General features: G+C 42.8%; 19 protein-coding genes. 6 read left to right on the forward strand and 13 right to left on the reverse strand.

From position 1 onward, the window contains the following. Positions 1–5: 5 nt before the first annotated feature. From LDO73_RS13500 to LDO73_RS13510, 3 genes are all read right to left on the reverse strand, one after another. Positions 6–551, reverse strand: coding sequence for a fimbrial protein (locus tag LDO73_RS13500; protein WP_224058569.1), 546 nt, complete (start codon positions 549–551; stop codon positions 6–8). Positions 552–1,294: 743 nt separating this feature from the next. Next, a complete protein-coding gene (locus LDO73_RS13505; protein ID WP_224058571.1) occupies positions 1,295–2,065 on the reverse strand; it encodes an ABC transporter permease in 771 nt (256 codons plus the stop codon). Next, positions 2,062–3,003: an ABC transporter ATP-binding protein gene (locus LDO73_RS13510; RefSeq protein WP_224058573.1), complete on the reverse strand. Its 942-nt coding sequence runs from the start codon at positions 3,001–3,003 to the stop codon at positions 2,062–2,064. Before LDO73_RS13510 ends, LDO73_RS13505 begins: the two co-directional genes overlap by 4 nt. Positions 3,004–3,257: 254 nt before the next feature. On the opposite strand from LDO73_RS13510, the gene can reads away from it, so the two are divergent. Beyond that, entirely contained in the window at positions 3,258–3,911 is a 654-nt protein-coding gene (gene can, locus LDO73_RS13515; protein WP_036955599.1) for a carbonate dehydratase, read from the forward strand. 233 nt (positions 3,912–4,144) lie between these two features. Here the strand turns inward: can and hpt are convergent, their stop codons facing one another. Together hpt and cueO are read right to left on the reverse strand one after the other, a co-directional pair. Beyond that, complete coding sequence (hpt, locus tag LDO73_RS13520; protein WP_108478397.1) at positions 4,145–4,681, reverse strand: hypoxanthine phosphoribosyltransferase; 537 nt, start codon at positions 4,679–4,681, stop codon at positions 4,145–4,147. A 115-nt stretch (positions 4,682–4,796) separates the two neighbouring features. Then, the gene (cueO, locus tag LDO73_RS13525) at positions 4,797–6,461 is read right to left on the reverse strand and encodes a multicopper oxidase CueO (protein WP_224058576.1); all 1,665 of its coding nucleotides are present in this window, start codon (positions 6,459–6,461) and stop codon (positions 4,797–4,799) included. Between the two features lie 330 nt (positions 6,462–6,791). Between cueO and LDO73_RS13530 the strand changes: the two genes are divergently transcribed. Continuing rightward, a complete protein-coding gene (locus LDO73_RS13530) occupies positions 6,792–7,139 on the forward strand; it encodes a YacC family pilotin-like protein (RefSeq protein WP_036955602.1) in 348 nt (115 codons plus the stop codon). A gap of 64 nt (positions 7,140–7,203) precedes the next feature. Here the strand turns inward: LDO73_RS13530 and LDO73_RS13535 are convergent, their stop codons facing one another. Both LDO73_RS13535 and LDO73_RS13540 read right to left on the reverse strand, forming a co-directional pair. Next, a complete protein-coding gene (locus tag LDO73_RS13535; protein WP_224058579.1) occupies positions 7,204–8,244 on the reverse strand; it encodes an AbrB family transcriptional regulator in 1,041 nt (346 codons plus the stop codon). A 191-nt stretch (positions 8,245–8,435) separates the two neighbouring features. After that, entirely contained in the window at positions 8,436–9,074 is a 639-nt protein-coding gene (locus LDO73_RS13540) for a TetR/AcrR family transcriptional regulator (protein WP_224058580.1), read from the reverse strand. 403 nt (positions 9,075–9,477) lie between these two features. On the opposite strand from LDO73_RS13540, the gene LDO73_RS13545 reads away from it, so the two are divergent. Both LDO73_RS13545 and LDO73_RS13550 read left to right on the forward strand, forming a co-directional pair. Continuing rightward, on the forward strand, positions 9,478–10,698 hold the full coding sequence (locus LDO73_RS13545; protein ID WP_224058581.1) for a Tm-1-like ATP-binding domain-containing protein: 1,221 nt from the start codon (positions 9,478–9,480) through the stop codon (positions 10,696–10,698). Positions 10,699–10,708: 10 nt separating this feature from the next. Beyond that, complete coding sequence (locus LDO73_RS13550) at positions 10,709–11,536, forward strand: phosphoenolpyruvate hydrolase family protein (protein ID WP_036955608.1); 828 nt, start codon at positions 10,709–10,711, stop codon at positions 11,534–11,536. Positions 11,537–11,628: 92 nt separating this feature from the next. On the opposite strand, the gene LDO73_RS13555 is transcribed toward LDO73_RS13550, so the two are convergent. After that, complete coding sequence (locus LDO73_RS13555) at positions 11,629–12,390, reverse strand: hypothetical protein (protein ID WP_224058582.1); 762 nt, start codon at positions 12,388–12,390, stop codon at positions 11,629–11,631. A 167-nt stretch (positions 12,391–12,557) separates the two neighbouring features. Then, on the reverse strand, positions 12,558–13,454 hold the full coding sequence (locus LDO73_RS13560) for a diaminopimelate dehydrogenase (RefSeq protein ID WP_224058583.1): 897 nt from the start codon (positions 13,452–13,454) through the stop codon (positions 12,558–12,560). Positions 13,455–13,647: 193 nt separating this feature from the next. On the opposite strand from LDO73_RS13560, the gene LDO73_RS13565 reads away from it, so the two are divergent. Together LDO73_RS13565 and LDO73_RS13570 are read left to right on the forward strand one after the other, a co-directional pair. Continuing rightward, positions 13,648–14,994, forward strand: coding sequence for an MATE family efflux transporter (locus tag LDO73_RS13565; protein WP_224058584.1), 1,347 nt, complete (start codon positions 13,648–13,650; stop codon positions 14,992–14,994). 196 nt (positions 14,995–15,190) lie between these two features. Then, a complete protein-coding gene (locus LDO73_RS13570; protein ID WP_224058585.1) occupies positions 15,191–16,516 on the forward strand; it encodes a serine dehydratase subunit alpha family protein in 1,326 nt (441 codons plus the stop codon). Positions 16,517–16,662: 146 nt separating this feature from the next. Here the strand turns inward: LDO73_RS13570 and yjiA are convergent, their stop codons facing one another. The 4 genes from yjiA to LDO73_RS13590 all read right to left on the reverse strand — a co-directional run bounded on the left by yjiA (position 16,663) and on the right by LDO73_RS13590 (position 21,009). Further along, entirely contained in the window at positions 16,663–17,628 is a 966-nt protein-coding gene (gene yjiA / locus LDO73_RS13575) for a GTPase (RefSeq protein ID WP_224058586.1), read from the reverse strand. A 39-nt stretch (positions 17,629–17,667) separates the two neighbouring features. After that, positions 17,668–17,871 carry a YbdD/YjiX family protein gene (locus LDO73_RS13580; protein WP_154602399.1) on the reverse strand — a complete coding sequence of 68 codons (204 nt, stop codon included), beginning with the start codon at positions 17,869–17,871 and terminating at the stop codon, positions 17,668–17,670. Positions 17,872–17,972: 101 nt separating this feature from the next. Then, entirely contained in the window at positions 17,973–20,126 is a 2,154-nt protein-coding gene (locus tag LDO73_RS13585; RefSeq protein ID WP_224058588.1) for a carbon starvation CstA family protein, read from the reverse strand. A gap of 394 nt (positions 20,127–20,520) precedes the next feature. After that, positions 20,521–21,009: a WG repeat-containing protein gene (locus LDO73_RS13590; protein ID WP_224058590.1), complete on the reverse strand. Its 489-nt coding sequence runs from the start codon at positions 21,007–21,009 to the stop codon at positions 20,521–20,523. Between the last annotated feature and the right edge of the window lie 136 nt (positions 21,010–21,145).

The raw sequence follows: 21,145 nt of genomic DNA on the forward strand, positions 1-21,145 counted from the left end.
TTAACTTATTGATTATATTGAATAGTAACAGTTACATCCGCATTTGCCGCACCTGGGGTCACTTTGTCAGCCGTTGTTACATAACGTGCATAATATGTTTTCTCGCCTGAGTTATTGGTTAAATCAATTCCATCAACCTCAGTACCAGGCACATAGTAATTTTTATTCGTTGCGCTAGCTGAAATCCCAATGCCTACACCTGTTGCAGAGTCAACTTTATATAATGCTGGTTTATCTGCGTGTGGTGTTCCTTCGAAAATGACTCGAGCTTTATTAATAACATCAGGACAATTGCTAAGACCGATAGTAAATGGTACTGCTTCTGTTGTTTCATCCGCTTTTTCGAATGTTCCTGAAATCCAAGTGCCTAATTGTACTGTTCCTTCATTTTTATTTTCATTATTAGCCTCAACAGTACAAGTTGTATCGATAAATTGGCCTTTAAAATGAATTTTTCCACTTGCATTACCGGAGCCCGGAGCTGCACTTACTGCACTTGAAAAAGAAATGGCAAGAATAGAACTCAATAATAATGTTGTTTTAAATTTCATGGGTGTCCTCTCAAATATATAGTAATAATACTTAAATAAATAAGGATAAATAAATGTAGAGTAATTAAATATTATCGGTGTCATTGACTCCCAATAATTATATAAACCCATATCAAATTAACCCACCAAACGAGTAAATGATTTTAATTTGAGATTAATTAACTAATAACCCCAAGGAAAATAAACAACAAACAAAAAATTAGCATAAAAATCCGATCAATTTAAAATATATAGAGTGTTAACGATAACAATGAAGTTAAGTTTAATTTTTATATTATATTTTCATGTGTAACGCTATATTTCCAAAGAAACAGAAATTAATCTTTACTAAAATAAATTTACCCTTTCGCAAATAAATCCCTCAAGAAAAAATACAATTCATTAACAACGGACTTCCCTAGGTTTCGAAGGCTATATAAAAAATCCCTTATATCCGCCTTATCTGTTTATTTTTTGTCGAATTCATATCAAAAATGCCAATACCAATAGAAATAGGCACCTAAAAAATCGAGTTAAGAATATTCTCATTTATAACAATTGATAATATTATTGATTGAAATTCACAATTAAAATGGGTAGTTGTAAATTAAGATTAATAGTAACAATTTGAAACTATCTTCATCGTGATATAAACATTCTGTTTTTATAGTTAATAAAAAAGACTATTCTTAAATAATTCAATAAATGAAATCCAAGAATAGTCTTATTTTATATAATAATTAATATAGATTATGACATTATTACTAGCTTCTTAATCCGCGACCTTGTTCAATTAAATACCATGTCAAAGCATAGAAAATAATTAAAAACACCATTAATACACTCAAAGTCACGACGATAGACACATCAGCAATGCCTAAAAATCCATATCTAAAGCCACTAATCATATAAACGATGGGGTTCAGCTTAGAAACCGCCTGCCAGAATGGGGGTAATAGCGATAACGAATAGAATACCCCACCCAGATAAGTTAGTGGCGTTAATACGAAAGTAGGAACGATACTGATATCATCAAACGTCTTAGCAAAGATAGCATTCAGTAGCCCTGCAAGGGAGAACACAATTGCCGTTAATAACAGAGTGATCACCACCATTGACCATGAATGCACTTGCAGCGGAATAAAGAACAATGAGACAACCGTGACTAAAAATCCGACTAAAATCCCACGGGCAACCCCACCGCCAACAAAACCCGCAATAATCACATGGGTTGGTACGGGAGCCACTAACAACTCTTCAATATTTTTCTGGAATTTAGACCCAAAAAATGACGAACAGACGTTGGAGTATGAGTTAGTGATCACCGCCATCATGATAAGACCGGGAACAATAAACTGCATGTAGTCTACGCCGCCCATATCACCAATCCGTGAACCAATTAAGTTTCCGAAAATCACAAAATAGAGCGACATGGTGATCACAGGAGGCAACAACGTTTGCACCCAGATACGACCAAAGCGAGTGACCTCTTTGATCCAAATCGTTTTTAGGGCAACCCAATATAGCGAGATCATTGCGCACCTTCCTGCACTGAAACTTGATTATCTTTTTTCACTAAGCTGACAAACAGCTCTTCAAGGCGGTTCGCCTTATTGCGCATACTCAAAATTTGAATTCCTTGGTCACTTAACTGGCTGAATACGCCATTGAGCCCTTGCTCACGTTTCACATCCACTTCAAGAGTTGACGTATCCACTAAGCGAGATTCATACCCCATTAAACTTGGAATTGGGCTTTTTGGCATCAAATCGAAAATAAACGTTTCTGACTCTAGCTGGCTTAAAAGCTGCTTCATACTGGTATTTTCCACCAGCTCACCATGCTGAATGATCCCGATATTACGGCACAGCATTTCCGCTTCTTCCAGATAGTGAGTAGTCAAAATAATGGTGGTGCCCTGTGCATTCAACTTTTTCAGGAACGTCCACATAGAACGACGCAATTCAATATCGACGCCGGCTGTCGGTTCATCGAGGATCAACAATTTTGGTTGATGCATCAACGCCCTCGCAATCATCAAGCGGCGCTTCATTCCCCCAGATAAATTACGGGCGCGTTCATCACGTTTTTCCCACAGATCTAACTGCGTGAGATACTGCTGTGCGCGTTCATTTGCCACATTTCGAGGTACACCATAATAACCCGCTTGGTTTAAAACAATCTGTAATACTGTTTCAAACGGGTTAAAGTTAAACTCTTGAGGCACTAATCCAAGTTGTTGTTTAGCCAATACAACTTGCTTATCTAAGTCATAGCCAAACACTTTCACCGAGCCACTGGTTTTGTTGACCAATGAGCTAATAATGCCAATCGTTGTTGATTTTCCTGCACCATTCGGTCCAAGTAAGGCATAGAAATCACCATCTTCCACGCTTAAATCAATGCCACGCAACGCTTTCACGCCACCTGCATAGGTTTTGGTCAGCTGCGATAGTTCGAGTGCGTAAGTCATATATTAAAAATACCTTTATTCTTGGGGCTGTTTGGAGGCAATATAGATTAATGATGCCACTTTTTCCTGTCGGATGTTATGCAGAAAAGTGATAATAATTTAACAATATATTATTCAACATCCCCCTTAATGAGGGTTGTCATGTATAAATGAGTGGTTCATCATAGATATGAAATTAGTATAACTAATTATTATTTAATCAATAAATGCTGTATAAGATTTTATCGCACAGTCACACAACTAGGCTATAAGTCATGATGAGAAAAATTGAAGAGCTGTTTGCTAATAACGAAGCATGGTCAGCGTCTGTAAAAGAAAAAGATCCTGAATTCTTTAAAGAATTATCAAAAGCTCAAAAACCAAGATTTCTATGGATCGGCTGTTCAGACAGTCGAGTGCCTGCCGAAAAGCTGATCAACGCAGCCCCTGGGGATCTCTTCGTTCACCGTAATGTGGCGAACTTAGTTATCCATACGGACTTAAACTGTTTATCAGTTATTCAGTATGCGGTTGATGTTCTGGAAGTCGAACACATTATTATCTGTGGTCACTATGGATGTGGTGGTATTGAAGCAGCGGTGGATAACACCGAATTGGGCCTGATCAATAACTGGTTATTACACATTCGAGATATCTGGTATCGCCATAGTTCTATGTTAGGTGAACTGAAACCGTGCGAGCGCTTAGACCGCCTTTGCGAATTAAACGTGGTTGAGCAGGTGTATAACTTGGGTCATTCCACTATCATGCAATCCGCATGGAAACGTGGTCAGAAAATAATGATCCACGGCTGGGTCTACGGTATCAATAATGGCCGCTTACACGACTTACACATTACCTCAGATAGCCGCGAAAAATTAGAGTTAGGTTATCGTGAGGCTATCTCTAAGCTCACACAGAAAAAATAATTTTTCGAAAATAAGATAGCAAAAGAGCAGCTTAGGCTGCTCTCAGACCATTGACAAACCATCAGGTTTGGAAATGGCTCTTTAAGGTTGTAAAATTAACGAGGAAAATCAATTTATTGATTTTCACCTGATAACACAAAGAGGGAAAAACCACGCTTTTATCCCTCTTTGTCATCAACCTAAAGAGCAGCCTAGGCTGCTCTTTTTATTGCTAAGAATACAGTTTTAAAAACTTACTCTTCCAGCAGAGTGACATGCCCAATATACGGCAGGTGGCGATACTGCTGCGCGTAGTCGATACCATAACCGACAACGAATTTATCTTCGATTGAATAACCAATCCACTCAACCGGTACATCTACTTCACGGCGAGAAGGCTTATCCAACAGAGTGCAAATTGCCACAGATGCAGGCTCACGCAGGCCAAAAATTTCACGGACTTTATTTAACGTGTTACCTGAGTCAATAATATCTTCCACGATCAGCACATGCTTACCGCGAATATCTTCATCTAAGTCTTTCACGATTTTCACATCACGGCTTGATGTCATTGCATTGCCGTAGCTTGATACGGTCATGAAATCAACTTCATGAGGTACGGTGATTTTACGGCATAAATCCGCCATAAAAATGAAAGAGCCTTTTAACAGACCAACCAGCACTAAATCACCTTGTTTGTCTTGGTAATGAGCACTAATGCTGTCTGCTAATTCACTGATTCTTTGAGCAATCTCTTCTTCAGAGATCATTACATCCAGAGTATGTTTCATCATCTATTACGCATGTATGGGAAAGGAAAGCGCGTAATTTTAACATAAGCCACACAAAGACGCGATGACCAAAACAAATGGCAGTGACCACTTAGCCGCTGCCACATTAGCAATCTTAACTAACCGTAAAGCCCATCATCATGCCGGTATCTTCATGCTCCAGTAAATGACAGTGTGCCATATAAGGGTGCTGCGGCGTCGCAGTATGTTTGAATTCCACTAATACTTCGCTCACTTGGCCTTCCACTTTCACAATGTCTTTCCAGCCTTGGCGATGCGGTTCAACCGGACGACCATTTTCTTTGAGGATCCTAAAACGCGTTCCGTGAACATGGAATGGGTGCAACATCATATCGCCACGCCCTGAAATCACCCAAACCTCTTGCTGATTTAGCGGCGTATTAAACGCAGGATGGGTCATTGAGAAAACCTGCCCATTGATGGTATTCGCATTATGAATATCCAGATCACCCGAGCCCATACCGCAATGACCGCCACTGTTTTGCGTGCCGGCCGCCATTTTGCCATGCGCCATATTGCTGTTATTCATATTTCCATGGTTCATGTTTCCATTCCCCATATTGCCACCATTCATATTGGAATGATCCATATTCCTCATCATACCGCCATGACCGCCCATGCTACCCATCGCCTGTGGACCATATTTTTCACGCAGCATCATCATGCCTTGCATATCCAAACGCATATCCATCATCAAATGGAATTTACGGCGATTTAGCCCCGTCAGTGAAGGAATGGCTGCAATTGTGGCTAATTGCTCAGGTAATTTTCCAGCGCTCGCACTCAAGGTCGTTTCAATACGTAAAACAGGCAGTGGTTGATCGAATGGCGCGATGGTCATCCCCATTTGGCCAACAGGTAGAGTGACAAGGTCGAAGGAGCGACCATCTGAGGCATCAATCAATACTTCAAAACGCTCGCCCATTAAAATCGGTAATTCAGTTAATGCAATAGGCTCAGCCAGCAATCCACCATCACTGCCCACCACATACATTTTTCGTCCATCACTGGTCGATACGTTCAAACTACGTGCGTTACAACCGTTTAATAAACGCAGGCGGATCCAGCCTTTCGGCGCAACATGTTTAGGATAAACCGCTCCGTTGGTCAGCATCATATCCCCAAACCAACCCACAGCTGCGCTCATCACATCCAGTTGATAATCAATTTGCCCATCATCTTTTAAGCGCTTATCTTGCAGAATAACGGGAATATCATCGACGCCCCACTCACTCGGTAAGCCATATTTTTGGCTATCTTCATCTTTAACCAGTACTAATCCCGCTAACCCCATCGCCACTTGGTAACCCGTTTTTCCGTGAGTATGAGGGTGGAACCAGCAAGTGGCTTCAGGTTGGTTGAGGGTAAAATTGACTTTACGGCTAGCCCCGGGAGCGATAATCGCTTGAGGCCCACCATCTTGCTCGCCGGAAATTTCCAGTCCATGCCAGTGTACGGTTGTCTCTTCGGGTAATTGGTTGGTGATATTAATGTTCACTGACTGCCCATTTTTCAGGCTAAGTGCAGGGCCCAATAAATCGCCGTTATATCCCCACGTCGTAGTTTTCTTGCCCGGTACAAACTGTGAAATACCTTGCTTGATGGCGATTTGAATATTCCCTTGTGCATCCGGTTCTACAAGTGGTGGAATAGCCAATGTGGGATAATTCCCGGCAGCAACAGCCATGCGGCTCCAAACTGGTAGTGCGCTCGCGGCATAAGCGATAGCACTCAGCTTCAGAAAATCACGACGTAACATAGATAACCTTCCTTTTATTTATCAAAATCAACAATCAGTGAGCACGGTATGACAAGTCTGAAATTGCCCTTGCCAAGCAAAACGTGGTTTAATGATTGGGATGATAAAGCTTCCCCTTACAGGAAGGTCAATAAATCCATGCATCTAATATGGGTTTATTACATAGATTTAAGAAAGTTAGAATTGACTAACGAATCTATACACAAAATAATCTAAAGTGCTTAGTATCTATAGAGTACATCGTAGCCATAAAGAAATCAGGCAACTTGATGTAATGCGAGTATGTTCTTATGCTAATGTTACTTGACATAAAAACCAGATGAATATCGAATGCAAAAATTTATATTGATGTCATGCTTAATGATGCTTTTGGGGCTAACCAATACCGCCAAAGCACTCTCTACCAATGAAGCTGAAGACCTCGCTGATCTGACCGCTGTGTTTATTTATTTAAAATATGATTGCGGCTATTCCCAAATTCCTGACAGAGAAATTGAGCGCGCCATTGTTTACTTTGCGAAAAGTAATAAATGGGACTTGGGAAACTACAACTCAGATAAAATGAGCAAGCTGAATAAAGAAAGCTACGATGATTTAAAAGGTATTCCACTGACTCAAGAGTTTAAATGTCAATCTTTGGCGAGAGACTCTTTAGGGCTATTTGCTTACGTAAAATAAACCTAAAATCCCTACGGAAACATGTCGATATCCCTTATAATCCACATCGATACATGTTTCCTTCTTATCCCTCTTTCTTCCCTTTTCTCTCCTGCCAAAACAGAACTACCGATGGAATAGTTTGGATAATCACCATCCGAATAATATGGTTAGACATCACAAAGCCCGCATCCAAATTCATCGTTATTGCAGCAAAAGTCATGGCTTCCATACTTCCCGGTGCCCAAGCCAACAATAGCACCGCAATATCATACCCCGTCATCCACGCAGCAAACACCGTGATCAAAAAGGTCAAAATAATATTGATGATCACCACTTGGGCTGAAGAGTAAATGTTTTTTATCAGGGCAGATAGCGGGAACACAATGAAATGATTACCGATATTCATCCCAATTAAAACCATGCTCAACTCAGTCAGCATCAATGGGAAATGGAGCTGAACATCAATCCAACCTTGAATTAACGTTGCCGCCCCGAGGGACGTTAACATAAAAGGAGCCGGTACTCGGAGGCGTTGCAAAAACATCCCGACCACCACACCCACCGTCACAATCACCAATAACCAGAACGTGGATTCGAGCGTTAACGTTGGCCATTCAATTAGCGGCTGAGGATCACCCTCACTTCCTACCACCAAGCCTGCCAATAAAATAAGAATAATCAAACGAATAGTATGGGATATAACAATTTTTTGCGGCGGAGTATGAGTATGATCCGTTAAGGCAAGGATAGCCGCCATCGCTCCCGGCACCGAGCCTAACATCGCTTCCTGTTTTGTCCACCCTACCTTGCGGTGAAACCAGAAAAAACTAAATGAAAACTGTACGGCTAAACAGGCCACCAGCATCAATAGCAGTAACAATAAGTTATCTGTATCCTTCAGCGACACTTGATTAAACATCAACCCTACAGAGGTTCCGAGTGTCACTTGAACAAAGGTAATGGTGTGTTTAGGGATAGGGAATGAGAAACCAAGACGATGGAAAATGATAATGGCGATAATCGGACCGAACATCAACGCTAAGGGAATGCCGATATAAGTGAGTGCGCCGCCAACAATGGCACAAAGAATGATCCCAACACTCATTTTTATCAGCTTTATCATCGGACAGTAACCATTGATATAATTAATTATATGATCAAGTTATATCACAATCATTCAAGATCATAAGGCTAAGAATGCTGAAATGCTCATCATGTCTGTTTTTCGTGAAGGTTTAACCGATAATCCTACGTGGTGCATAAAATCCCCCTATAGACAGGAGGATATTAGGCGAATTTGAGAGGGGTAAATGTCTATGGCTTTTCAATCTGCTGCTTATCCTCAGTCGCTTGATTAATAATGGCTTTTGCCATCCACTGTGCAATTTCAGTGACCTGATCGTTATCCAATTTCCAGATATCTTTTAATACCAAGAAAATTTCTGAACCGTAGATCACGGAAAATGCTTTGATTACTTTATCAATGACTTCATTTGGGAACTCAGATTTCATCGGTGATGTGACCATCGCCAAAATATCTTTACGATTACCGCGCTCTAATCGTTTCTCTTCGGGTTCCGGTGAAGGTGATGAACGCCCTAACGCCCACTGTTGAAGTGATGTTTGTAACGCCGCACGCAAAACCCCTTCGTGAGCAAACATACGCGGGAACGCATAACGTAACAGCTCATCGATCCGCTCTTCTGTTTTTTCGCTTTGCGGTTTCCACGTCAAAATAGGGCCGAGGCTAACATTCACTGTCGCGGCAATCAGATCACTTTGCGTTGGAAAATAACGATACGCCGTCGCACGCGAAACGCCCGCTTCCATCGCTAACTCAGACACTGACGGCATTGCCCCTTTTTCAAATAGCTCAACGGCCGTTGACACGAGTAAGTTATAGGTACGTTTGCGCGTTCCTTTGTAGTCTGGCATGAGATGGCTCAGTGGCATGTCTTTATCCTTAAAATCGCCTTTCTATGAGTGTAGACAATATCTTTCACAGTACATATTCGCCGATAAGCATTCTTAATCATCTGACGAGTATGTTGTGTGCTCGCTTTCGAAATTACGCTATAAATACAGCACGGTAAATCATTATATTTAAATATTCATAGACAAAAACCATTACTCTGATTTCACTATTTTATGATAACCACTCTATTTATAATGTTTTATCAACAAGATACAAATCATCATCTAAATATCGGAACAGATAACACCAAAAATGAGACCACAGTCTCATTGTTGACTTATCGTAAATGATACTATAGTCTCATTGAGATGAAAAATTCAACATACCCTACACATATTTAAGTAACCAAACAACGTTACATAAAAAACAAAGGATTTTTCTATGCAAAAACATCAGGGTTTTATTTATGTCGCAAGTACCCTAGACACAAAAAGCGCTGAACTTTTTTATGTCAGTGACTTAATAAAAAATGCAGGGCTTGCTGTACGTACCGTTGATTTGAGTACTCAGCCATCATTATTAGAAAAAAATGCTGATGTCACCGCCCAAATGGTTGCCAGTTTCCACCCTCAAGGTGCTGGTGCCATTTTCTGCGGGGATCGCGGGAAAGCGATAGAAGCGATGGCGCAAGCCTTCAGCATCTATCTTGCTGCACAAACTGACGTCGCCGCAATACTTGGGCTAGGCGGCTCAGGGGGTACGGCACTGATTACACCAGCAATGCAAATTTTACCTGTCGGTGTGCCAAAACTTATGGTCTCCACCATGGCTTCGGGAGATATTTCCGGGTATATCGGCGCGAGCGATATCTCCATGATGTACTCCGTCACGGATGTTTCTGGGCTCAATGTCATTTCACGTAAAGTCCTGAAAAATGCAGCCAACCAAATTGCCGGTGCAGTCTGGTTTGATAACGGTGAAAGCGATCCCGCTGAAAATAAACCCGCAATTGCCTTGACCATGTTTGGTGTCACCACACCTTGCGTCCAGCAATTGACTGCAAAATTAGAACACGACCATGACTGCCTTGTGTTCCATGCAACGGGAAGTGGCGGTAAAGCCATGGAAAAATTGATTGATAGCCGCTTATTAGATTCCGTTTTGGATATCACCACCACGGAAGTGTGCGACTACCTATTTGGTGGCGTGTTGGCTTGCGATGAAGACCGCTTTGGTGCCATCGCACGAACTCAAACACCTTGCGTATTATCTTGTGGTGCATTGGACATGGTGAACTTTGGCCGCCCTTCCACCGTGCCAGAACAGTATAAAGATAGACAGTTTTATCACCATAATGCCCAAGTCACACTGATGAGAACGACCATAGAAGAAAACCGTCAGATGGGGCATTGGATAGCAGAAAAGCTGAATGCTTGTGAGGGCGAAATTCGCTTTATTATCCCAACAGCCGGTTTTTCCGCATTAGACATCGACGGCGCACCATTTTGGGATCCGCAGGCAGACCAAGCCTTTATCGACGCATTAACACAGCACTTAGTCACAACAGAAAAACGACAATTAATATTAAGCCCGCATCACATTAATTCATCAGAGTTCTGTGATCAGGTTATTGAATTACACCAGGAAATAGTAAACAAGTAGAGGCTCATCAATGAAACATAACCGCGAAGACTTACTGAAAAATTTCAGAGAGATGATTGCTCGTGGAGAACCCATCATTGGCGGTGGTGCAGGGACTGGTCTATCCGCTAAATGTGAAGAAGCCGGTGGCATCGACTTAATCGTTATTTATAATTCAGGTCGTTACCGTATGGCAGGACGCGGCTCTCTCGCCGGTCTGCTGGCTTATGGTAATGCTAACGAAATCGTGATGGATATGGCGAAAGAAGTTCTCCCTGTCGTGAAGCACACCCCTGTGCTTGCAGGGGTTAACGGTACCGACCCATTCTGCCAGTTCGATAAATTCCTTGATGATATCAAGGCGACTGGCTTTGCTGGGGTGCAAAACTTCCCAACCGTCGGGCTGATTGACGGTAACTTCCGTGCCAATTTAGAAGAAACAGGCATGGGCTACGGTTTAGAAGTCGATATGATCCGCATGGCACATGAAAAAGGGTTATTAACCACGCCATACGTCTTTAGCCGTGAAGATGCCATTGCAATGGCGCAGGCCGGTGCAGATATTATTGTGCCACACATGGGCCTGACCACTGGCGGTAACATCGGTGCGGAAACCGCTGTCACACTGGCTGATTGCGTTGAACTTATCAATGATTGGGCGAAAGCCGCAAAATCTGTGCGTGATGATGTGATTATTCTGTGCCACGGTGGCCCTATCGCCACGCCTGAAGATGCAGAATATATTTTAGCGCATTGCCCTGATTGCCACGGCTTCTACGGTGCAAGTTCCATGGAACGTTTACCGACAGAAGTGGCATTAAAAGAGACCACACAGCAATTTAAATCAATAACTCGCTAGTTTTCATTCTGTATTTTTTTGTTTTACTTTATTTTTGCCAACACCAGGACGCCTACTTCGGTAGGCGTTTTTCTTTCTATTTATTATTCAACTTATTGGCTATCCACATCGCTCATTTGGTATTTTTTCTTTTTACGCAAACTCAGTAGCCCAAATAATGCAGGCAAGACAACAGGCAATGAAAAATAGAGCACACCAAATGCAAACGCCACATGCGGCTTTTCAGGGAACTCCCCGCCCGTACCGATAGAGTCTAAATAATGAATGGATTCCAGATACGCTGGCGTTAACCCGCCATATGGCACCATCCACGATAATAACAGCGCAGTAAAGATACTGAACATAAAGTTCATTGCCATTAAAGCGGAATAACCCATATTTTCTTGGCGTTCTTGGTCGGTTCGGCTGGTTAATCCAAATAGCATCCGGTTTACGACGGTTGCACTGTAGAGATATAAAATTACTGGAGAGTCTCCCAACACTGACATATTAATGGCCAGTGCAAAAAGACCATAAACCAAGGCAAATCCTAATATCACAAAAAAATTCTTAAATACCGACATAAATACGCCGGAGTGCACCAAAATAAACTCGAATATGAGGATCAGCGTGAGGTTATAAATAATCTCTACGCTATAATTTTCAGGGAAAAACCAAACTGAAATAATAAAACCCACATAGAATATTGAAAATCCATAATTTATCATTTTCGAAAAAGCACGGATCACGCTAAATGAATTGTGGGTCTCTTTGACGCTTTTTACCGCTTTATTCTTAGGGAAAAAACTTGCCGATGAGGATTGACGCCCTTTATTTTTATTCGTAACAGGTTTCTTTTCCTTTGGTGTTTCCATTCCATTTCTCCGTTGGCACTCGTTTACGCTTGTGTCGAAACAATCCTAAATAATGGCATTATTCTGAAGGGGAATAAAATAAAAAGTGAGGAGAGAAAATGGTACGCGATCACCATGTTATTCATCGCATAGCGTACCATTAAAATAAGCTCAGATTGAGATAAACATTAAACCAGTTTAGCGATTAAGTTATCTAAATCACCTTGCAGGAAGTTCACTGGTGGGATTTCAATGACGGTATAAGCACCCGCAAGCTGTTTCATCGTTGCCCGTGCGGCAGATACCATAAACTGCGACGTTAATGCAGGGTTATTGATGCGCATTGAGTATTCAAATAACTGATTGTGCGTCGCACCAGAAACCCCTTTATGGGTCATTTGGACTCCGTGCCCCACATCTTTCAATGCATCAATGCTATCTACTTGGCGAATATGGGTTTCATCGGAAGAGAAATAACTATCTTGCTTGATCCCACATACCACATCATCAAACTTTGCACCCGCTTCCAGCTCAACATACACCATACGGCGATGGACGCCAGTGCCTAGAGGAATGGTGACTGAAAGCGCATCTTTCACGCCATCAACCGCTTTTGCAGCAACACTGTGCCCCATACTCATGCCTGGACCAAAGTTAGTATAAGTTACCCCTTTTGGTGCCATCGCTAGCATCAGTGTACGCATGATGGAGTCAGAACCTGGATCCCAGCCTGCTGATACAATTGATACACTGTTATGTTTCTTCGCGACGCTATCAAGCTGGTGTTTTAATGCCACGATATCAGCGTGCACATCGAAGCTATCTACGGTATTAATCCCTAAGCTTAAGATTTTCTCTGCTAAAGTTCCGATAGCTCTTGTCGGGGAACAAAGTAACGCAACATCCACGCCATCTAATTTTTCGATGTCATCAACCACTTTATATCCGGCTAATTCCGCTGGAATATCTTGGGTATTACGACGTACAATTCCGACTAATTCGAAATCATCAGCGGCTTGAACAGCTTCTAGTGCATAACGACCAATATTGCCGTAACCCACTATTGCTGTTTTAATTTTTGTCATTGTGACTCCTCGGTCATTCTGATGTCATATTTCAAATACAAGATGCATATCAATAACAAATTTATATAGATTAAACAAAGCTTAATTACCTAAAAATTTCCGGCTTTTATTACTAGGTTACTTTATCAATTAGAGGTAGAATCCGAGCAAATCTCGTTCTTTTCTCTAATTTCAACGAATACAAAGGTTCTTAATGCATCAGCCCGATGTCACTGAGAGGTCACTCTATTCCCTCAGTTGGCCAATCTTTATTGATATTTTCCTTCATTTGGCCACCTTATTAATTAATACCTACATGGTTAGCCATGTATCGACTGCCTACCTCGCTGCAATGGGGGTCGGGAATCAGGTCTTTGACCTATTTATTACTATCTTTAACTTTATTAGCGTGGGATGTAGCGTCGTTATCGCCCAATATCTGGGTGCAGGTCGCCGTGATAAAGCTAGCCAAGCCATTCATATTTCCATCGCCTTTAACTTTATATTAGGTTTCTCCAGCGCCTTAATTGCGCTCTTTTTTGGCTACAAAATTCTGACCATTATGAATACCCCATCCCACTTAATGGATGATGGGTATGCGTATTTACACATTTTGGGTATCTGTTTAATTCCAGAAGCGATCACCATCATTCTCGCGGCTTGTTTACGCGTTTATGGGAAAGCTCAGCCAGCGATGTGGGTCACGCTGATTGCTAACATCATTACCGTGATTGGTAACATGATTGTGCTGTATGGCTTCTTTGGTTTACCGCAATATGGTCTGGAAGGCGTTGCATGGTCAACGGTGGTTGGCCGCGTTGTGGCGGTTATTTTACTGTTCTGCCTGCTGTTCTACGGTTTAAGAATCAAGTTTACCCCAATGATGCTGATCCGCTGGTCCAGTAAAATGCTGAGCAAAATCCTGCATATTGGCCTACCTGCCGCAGGCGAAAATTTGGTGTGGATCCTTCACTTTATGACTGCATCTGCCTTTATCGGCTTAATGGGTGAAACCGCCCTTGCGGCGCAAACCCTCTACTTCCAGCTTTCGCTATTTATTATGCTGTTTGGAATTTCCATCAGTATTGGTAATGAGATTATGGTCGGGCATTTAGTCGGTGCTAAGCGCTTTGAAGATGCCTATCATCGTGCGTTTAAGAGTTTGAAATGGGGCTTTTACGTCACTATCGGCGTGGTGTTTGCGTTCTGGTTATTCCGTGCACCAATCCTCGATAGCTTAACGGACGATCAAGGCATCATTCAGCTATTACTGCCAATTTTCTTATTATCCGTGTTCTTAGAACCGGGCCGTACTATCAACATCGTCATGGTAAACGCCCTTCGCGCCTCGGGTGATGCGAAGTTCCCATTATTGACCGCCGTGCTCTTTATGTGGGGAATCGCCATTCCGCTGGGCTACTTCCTTGGCATAAAAATGGAAATGGGGTTAATCGGTATCTGGATTGGATTCTTTGTCGATGAATGGGTTCGTGGACTCACCAATGCGTGGCGCTGGCGCTCACGTAAATGGCAAAGCAAACGCCTCGATTTAGAAAGCTAAGCTCACTGGATCCTACCGATGAAAATAGGTAGGATTTTTGTGATCGGCATCATATTTAAAAATACTTTCCCCTAATAAACAATATTAGAGATTAATTTTCTCTTTCATCCCCATTTATTCATAAACATTGTGAAGTTTTTCTCCGTCCTCTTCATTAAAATAATTCCATCACCACATGACTTTTAGGGATATAACCATGGCAACGCAAACTGAAGAACTTCTCTGGCAATATTTTATCAATGCCGTCAAACAAGACGTTAAACCTGCACTGGGCTGCACTGAACCTATTTCCCTTGCTTATGCAGCGGCAAAAGCAGCGTCTTATCTGTCATCGCCAGTGATCCGCGTTGCCGCATTTGTTTCCCCGAATCTCATGAAAAATGGTATGGGTGTCACCGTTCCAGGTACCGGAATGGTAGGATTACCGATTGCCGCGGCGCTAGGTGCTGTGGGCGGTGATCCAGATGCAGGGTTAGAAGTGTTAAAGTCAGCCTCGCCAGAAGCGATTGCACGCAGTAAAGCGATGCTCGCAGACGGTTCCATCACCGTTGATATTAAATCCCCTTGTGATGATGTTGTTTATTCAGAAGCAACAGCCTACAGCGAAAATGATTCTGCCACGGTGATCATCGCAGGCTCTCACACTCATATTGTCAAAATTATCCACGGTGATCAGGTTCTCTTCGATATTACTGAGAGTCAAACAGAAACCCGAGATCCCGTTGATTGTGGTACCGATGTTAGCTTACCTAAAGTCACCGCTAAGGCTGTTTATGAGTTCGCCACTCAAGCACCATTAGACGATATTCGTTTCATTCTTGAAGCCGCACACTTAAATGATGCATTGTCTCAAGAAGGTTTGCGCAATAGCTATGGCCTGCATATTGGTAAGACTCTGCAAACTCAGCGTGACCGTGGTTTATTATCCAAAGATTTATTATCTGAAATAATGATCCGCACGACAGCAGCCTCCGATGCACGTATGGGCGGCGCGGTATTACCCGCCATGAGTAATTCCGGTTCAGGTAACCAAGGTATTGCCGCTACCATGCCGGTCGTCGTCACCGCAGATTATTTGCAATCGACTGAAGAACAATTAGCTCGTGCGCTGATGCTTTCACATTTAATGGCGATTTATATTCATAATCAACTGCCTGCCCTTTCTGCATTATGTGCTGCAACGACCGCCGCAATGGGTGCTGCCGCAGGGATTGCGTGGTTATTAGAAGCTCGCTATGAAGTGGTCGCAATGGCAATTTCTAGCATGATCGGCGACGTCAGCGGCATGATCTGTGATGGAGCATCCAACAGCTGTGCAATGAAAGTCTCCACCAGTGCCAGTGCGGCATACAAAGCCGTATTGATGGCGCTAGATAATAGCTGCGTAAGAGGCTCGGACGGGATTGTGTCGGATGATGTGGATCAGTCAATTGCGAACTTGTGTTCGTTGGCGGCAGGTTCGATGCGGCATACGGACATTCAAATCATAGAAATAATGTCCTCCAAAACTCTTCGTTCTTAACGCTGCTGGTGCGTTGACTTCTCTTAGCTACCCTAGTCACATACTCTTGTATGCTCCTAGGGATAGCTGGCGTTTGTCGCCTTCCTTCAGCGCTAATAACTTTGAGTTTAATTTTGATTTCTGAATTTTATTCTGACTGCTGATTTTTAATTTCTGGTTTCTAGTGCGGCGAATTTTTCGCGGATTTCGGCTTCTGGGAGATCGATGCCGATGAAAACGAGAACGCTGCTGCGGGTTTCATCTTCGCCCCAATCTCTGTCCCAGTCGGCGCTATAAAGGCGCTGGACTCCTTGGAATAATAGGCGTTTTGGCTCGTCGACGATGGACAAAATTCCTTTATAACGCAATAAATTATCCGCAAAACCAATCAGCAAATCTTCCATCACTTGGGAGACGGCCATTAACTCAACCGGATAATCAAACTCCAACACAATCGACCCCACCTCATTTTGCTGCTTAGGGGCAAAACGGAACGTCGGTTGCTTAATATTTAGTTTTGAATCCAGCAAAAATCCCTCAATATCTAACAACAAATCTAAATTAATATCCCCATGAACCACCGGATAAATCGGTGCTCGGGCATTAATCCGCTGCAAACGCTCAATCAACGCATCGGTGTTTGGCTCTATGTCAGTTTTGGTGAGAAGGATTCTGTCAGCATAACCAATTTGCGCTTGGGCAATGGCGAAATCATTAAGTTGCTTATCGGCGTGAACCGCATCCACCAAAGTAATAATGCCATCCAATAAATAACGCTCGCACAGCACTTCATGGGAGAAAAATGTTTGTGTAATCGGTCCTGGGTCTGCCATTCCCGTACACTCAATCACTAAACGTTCAAAATCGAGTTTGCCGCTGTCTAAACCGTCCAATAAATCCAACAACGCATTCTCTAACTCATTAGAACGACTGCAACAAATACACCCGTTGCTTAAGGTGGTAATTTGCGTGGCACGGTCGCCAATCAACGCATTATCAATAGGGACTTCGCCGAACTCATTTTCGATCACTGCAATTTTATGACCATGCTCCGCGTTGAGAATGTGGCTCAATAGCGTGGTTTTTCCTGCACCCAAAAAGCCCGTTAAAATCGTTACATTGATTGGTTTCATTATTGCCCTCATCATGCCGTTCATTGATAAGAAAATTCGTTAACAACAGCGAAATCCGCCTTTACCATTGCCGCCATAGCGAGCATCTTGTCGTTCACGAAAAAACTCTTTATAGGTCATCACAGGTTTATCGGGGTGATTATCTTTCATATGCTGCACATAGGTATCGTAATCAGGGATCCCCACCAGCATACGCGCCGCCTGCCCTAAATATTTACCGGTTTTACCCAAATTTCCAAACATAACCATCTCCAAAGGTAAAATGCCCGACATTGCATTTTCGTACAATGTCGGGCTTCCCTTATTGTTTCGAGTGAAATTCAACTCGACGCATTATTCTGCTCTTAGTGTGAAGATGACACTTTCACGCCTTCTTTAGGAACAGGAACATAAGGGGTTTCTTTATCTGTACGATTTGGGTTTTTATGGGCTTTCATCCCCACGCGGATACCGTAGAAGATAATACCGTAAACCACCACTAAGAACAGAATACTCAGACCCGCGTTAGTGTAGTTATTAATAATAATGTGATTCATATTAGTAATTTCTTGTGCTGTTAACTCAGCACCACCCGCGGCGATTTTCTCTTTGTAAGATTTCGCTAAGTATAGGAAACCTTCCAGTTGAGGATTATCGCTGAATAATTTCAGTCCCAGTGCCCATGTGGTGCAGATTAATAACCATACCGCTGGTAACACGGTCACTAAGATGTATTTACTGCGTTTCATCTTAATTAATACAACCGTACTCAGGACTAACGCTACCGCTGCCAGCATCTGGTTGGAGATACCGAACAGTGGCCACAAGCTCTTAACGCCGCCCAGTGGGTCAACAACACCTTGATACAGTAAATAACCCCATAAGCCTACGCATCCTGCTGTACCAATGATCCCAGCAAATAGAGAATCGGTTTTCTTCAGGAATGGTACGAAGTTACCCAGTAAATCTTGCAGCATAAAGCGACCAGAACGAGTACCTGCATCCAGTGCCGTTAAGATAAACAGTGCTTCAAACAGAATACCGAAGTGATACCAGAAGCCCATGTTGGCAGCTGGCATAATTTCGTGGAATACAAACGCAATACCGACAGCTAAGGTTGGCGCACCACCCGCACGGTTTAGAATCGAAGGCTCACCGATGTCTTTTGCTGTCTGCATGATTTGTTCAGGCGAAATAACAAAGCCCCATGAACTGACCGTTGCTGCCGCATGAACAGACACATCTTTCAATTGCGCCATAATTGCAGCGCCATCAGGACCACCCAGCTCATGCAGGTTAGGCATAGTGATACCTAATGCTGATGGTGGAGTGTTCATTGCAAAGTACAGACCTGGCTCGATGATAGAAGCGGCGACTAACGCCATGATAGCCACGAAAGATTCCATTAACATCGCACCGTAGCCGATGTAACGCGCGTCTTTTTCGTTCGCTAACAGTTTTGGTGTCGTACCTGAAGAGATTAAGGCGTGGAAACCAGATACAGCACCACACGCGATGGTGATGAACAGGAATGGGAACAGTGTACCTTTCCAAACTGGGCCAGAACCATCAACAAACTGCGTCACCGCTGGCATTTTCAGTTCAGGATTCAGGATAACAATACCCACCGCTAACCCAACGATAACCCCGATTTTCAGGAATGTCGCTAAGTAGTCACGAGGTGCTAAAATCAGCCATACTGGCAGTAACGCGGAAACAAACGCATAACCGACTAATGCATAAGTAATGGTCGTATCTTTAAAGGTCAGCGCTGGACCCCAGTATGGGTCATGAGCAATCACACCACCAAACCAAATAGAAGCGACTAACAGTGCAATACCGATAACGGCAATTTCACCCACACGCCCCGGTCGGATATAGCGCATGTATATCCCCATAAAGAGTGCAATCGGCACAGTAGAGCAAACCGTGAACACACCCCATGGGCTTTCAGCCAGTGCCTTAACCACGATCAGCGCCAACACGGCGAGGATGATGATCATAATTAAGAAGCAGCCAAACAGTGCTAGCGTACCTGGGATTGGGCCCAATTCTTCTTTAACTATCTCACCAAGGGATGCACCGTTACGGCGTGAGGAGATAAACAGCACCATAAAGTCCTGTACCGCCCCCGCAAGGACAACCCCTGCCAGTAGCCACAATGTTCCCGGTAAGTAACCCACCTGAGCCGCCAATACCGGTCCAACTAATGGACCCGCCCCTGCGATAGCCGCAAAGTGGTGACCAAATAGAACGTTTTTATTGGTTGGAACATAGTTTAAGCCGTCATTATTAATGACCGCTGGTGTAGAACGCGTTTCGTCCAGCTTCATCACTTTTTTAGCGATATATAAGCTGTAGTAGCGATAAGCAATCAGATACACCGCCACAGACGCGACGACGATCCACAATGCGCTAATGTGCTCACCGCGTCTTAGTGCGACAACCCCTAAACAGACTGCACCGATGATCCCGAGGATCATCCATGGAATGTGTTTTAAAATACCATTTTTGTTCATAGAACACCCTTCTGAGGTAGAACGAACATGCCATTAATACGTAATTACCGTTTATTAAACTGCGAAAACGTTGTTTTTAATCGTTTTCGATGAATAACAAATGATTTTTTAATAGGCAGTGGTTGAATGATTTTGAGTGTGAAAAATTGAGTTCTGCCATAGTGGGTATGGTAAGAAATTACTATCAGGAAAAGTGAAAAGTTACCTTGAGTGGTGGCATACAGAATTAAGCGGTTAGTTTTTTACAGTGAATGGTTTTCAAGAGCCGCCAAACCCTCAAAAAATGTGATCTGAGTATCAAATATTTTTTATTTCAATAAGTTAAGCAATCTTTAAAATCATATTTTGATTGTAACTTTTGTTAAATTTATGGGGTTAATACATGAATAAAACGCTAATTCTCTCTGTTCAATGGATTAACAATTTCTTGCCATTCTCCCCCAACCCACCAGCTATGTTCTCCGTCGGTTTGTCGCTCGCACTTCACGCCGACCTTGGCTTTACCGTTTTCAAATGGATATGCACAATCATAAATCGGCTCAATCACAACCTCTCCGGTTTGTGCGTTGGCGTAACCTATCTTTTCCCCCTGACGAATTCGATATAGGCCTTCACTCGCAGGGTCAAGGCCATTATCAAAATAGTAAAATTGATACACTTCATTACCCTGCTTATCCACGAGTCTGATACCACCTTTTGTGTATACGCTTCCGTTAAGGCAATACAGGAAAGGTGAAGAAGGTTCAAAGCAGCGGATTTTTTCGTTTTCATCTTCCGCCATTAACTGAAACTGTTCTTCAAGCGGCATGGCTGCCGCTATCGTCGTCATAAACACAGAAATAGATAATCCCATCAGCATGCTTTTTATTCGTATCACGTTCATTCGTAAAGGCACCTTTAATTTTATTAGGTGCCCAGCATCCCTTAAAGCATCCCTAATGGGTATCAGATAATCGCGAAATTGCTTTCTATATGTTTTTTTCGTTCACACTATTTTTCACTAAGGATAACGCAATCAA

The organism is Providencia alcalifaciens (assembly GCF_915403165.1).
Lineage (GTDB): Bacteria > Pseudomonadota > Gammaproteobacteria > Enterobacterales > Enterobacteriaceae > Providencia > Providencia alcalifaciens_C.

Excerpts from the sequence above, each read along its gene's own strand:
- LDO73_RS13500 (WP_224058569.1), bottom strand. The coding sequence starts at position 551 with ATGAAATTTAAAACAACATTATTATTGAGTTCTATTCTTGCCATTTCT.
- LDO73_RS13505 (WP_224058571.1), bottom strand. The coding sequence starts at position 2,065 with ATGATCTCGCTATATTGGGTTGCCCTAAAAACGATTTGGATCAAAGAG.
- LDO73_RS13510 (WP_224058573.1), bottom strand. The coding sequence starts at position 3,003 with ATGACTTACGCACTCGAACTATCGCAGCTGACCAAAACCTATGCAGGT.
- can (WP_036955599.1), top strand. The coding sequence starts at position 3,258 with ATGATGAGAAAAATTGAAGAGCTGTTTGCTAATAACGAAGCATGGTCA.
- hpt (WP_108478397.1), bottom strand. The coding sequence starts at position 4,681 with ATGAAACATACTCTGGATGTAATGATCTCTGAAGAAGAGATTGCTCAA.
- cueO (WP_224058576.1), bottom strand. The coding sequence starts at position 6,461 with ATGTTACGTCGTGATTTTCTGAAGCTGAGTGCTATCGCTTATGCCGCG.
- LDO73_RS13530 (WP_036955602.1), top strand. The coding sequence starts at position 6,792 with ATGCAAAAATTTATATTGATGTCATGCTTAATGATGCTTTTGGGGCTA.
- LDO73_RS13535 (WP_224058579.1), bottom strand. The coding sequence starts at position 8,244 with ATGATAAAGCTGATAAAAATGAGTGTTGGGATCATTCTTTGTGCCATT.
- LDO73_RS13540 (WP_224058580.1), bottom strand. The coding sequence starts at position 9,074 with ATGCCACTGAGCCATCTCATGCCAGACTACAAAGGAACGCGCAAACGT.
- LDO73_RS13545 (WP_224058581.1), top strand. The coding sequence starts at position 9,478 with ATGCAAAAACATCAGGGTTTTATTTATGTCGCAAGTACCCTAGACACA.
- LDO73_RS13550 (WP_036955608.1), top strand. The coding sequence starts at position 10,709 with ATGAAACATAACCGCGAAGACTTACTGAAAAATTTCAGAGAGATGATT.
- LDO73_RS13555 (WP_224058582.1), bottom strand. The coding sequence starts at position 12,390 with ATGGAAACACCAAAGGAAAAGAAACCTGTTACGAATAAAAATAAAGGG.
- LDO73_RS13560 (WP_224058583.1), bottom strand. The coding sequence starts at position 13,454 with ATGACAAAAATTAAAACAGCAATAGTGGGTTACGGCAATATTGGTCGT.
- LDO73_RS13565 (WP_224058584.1), top strand. The coding sequence starts at position 13,648 with ATGCATCAGCCCGATGTCACTGAGAGGTCACTCTATTCCCTCAGTTGG.
- LDO73_RS13570 (WP_224058585.1), top strand. The coding sequence starts at position 15,191 with ATGGCAACGCAAACTGAAGAACTTCTCTGGCAATATTTTATCAATGCC.
- yjiA (WP_224058586.1), bottom strand. The coding sequence starts at position 17,628 with ATGAAACCAATCAATGTAACGATTTTAACGGGCTTTTTGGGTGCAGGA.
- LDO73_RS13580 (WP_154602399.1), bottom strand. The coding sequence starts at position 17,871 with ATGTTTGGAAATTTGGGTAAAACCGGTAAATATTTAGGGCAGGCGGCG.
- LDO73_RS13585 (WP_224058588.1), bottom strand. The coding sequence starts at position 20,126 with ATGAACAAAAATGGTATTTTAAAACACATTCCATGGATGATCCTCGGG.
- LDO73_RS13590 (WP_224058590.1), bottom strand. The coding sequence starts at position 21,009 with ATGAACGTGATACGAATAAAAAGCATGCTGATGGGATTATCTATTTCT.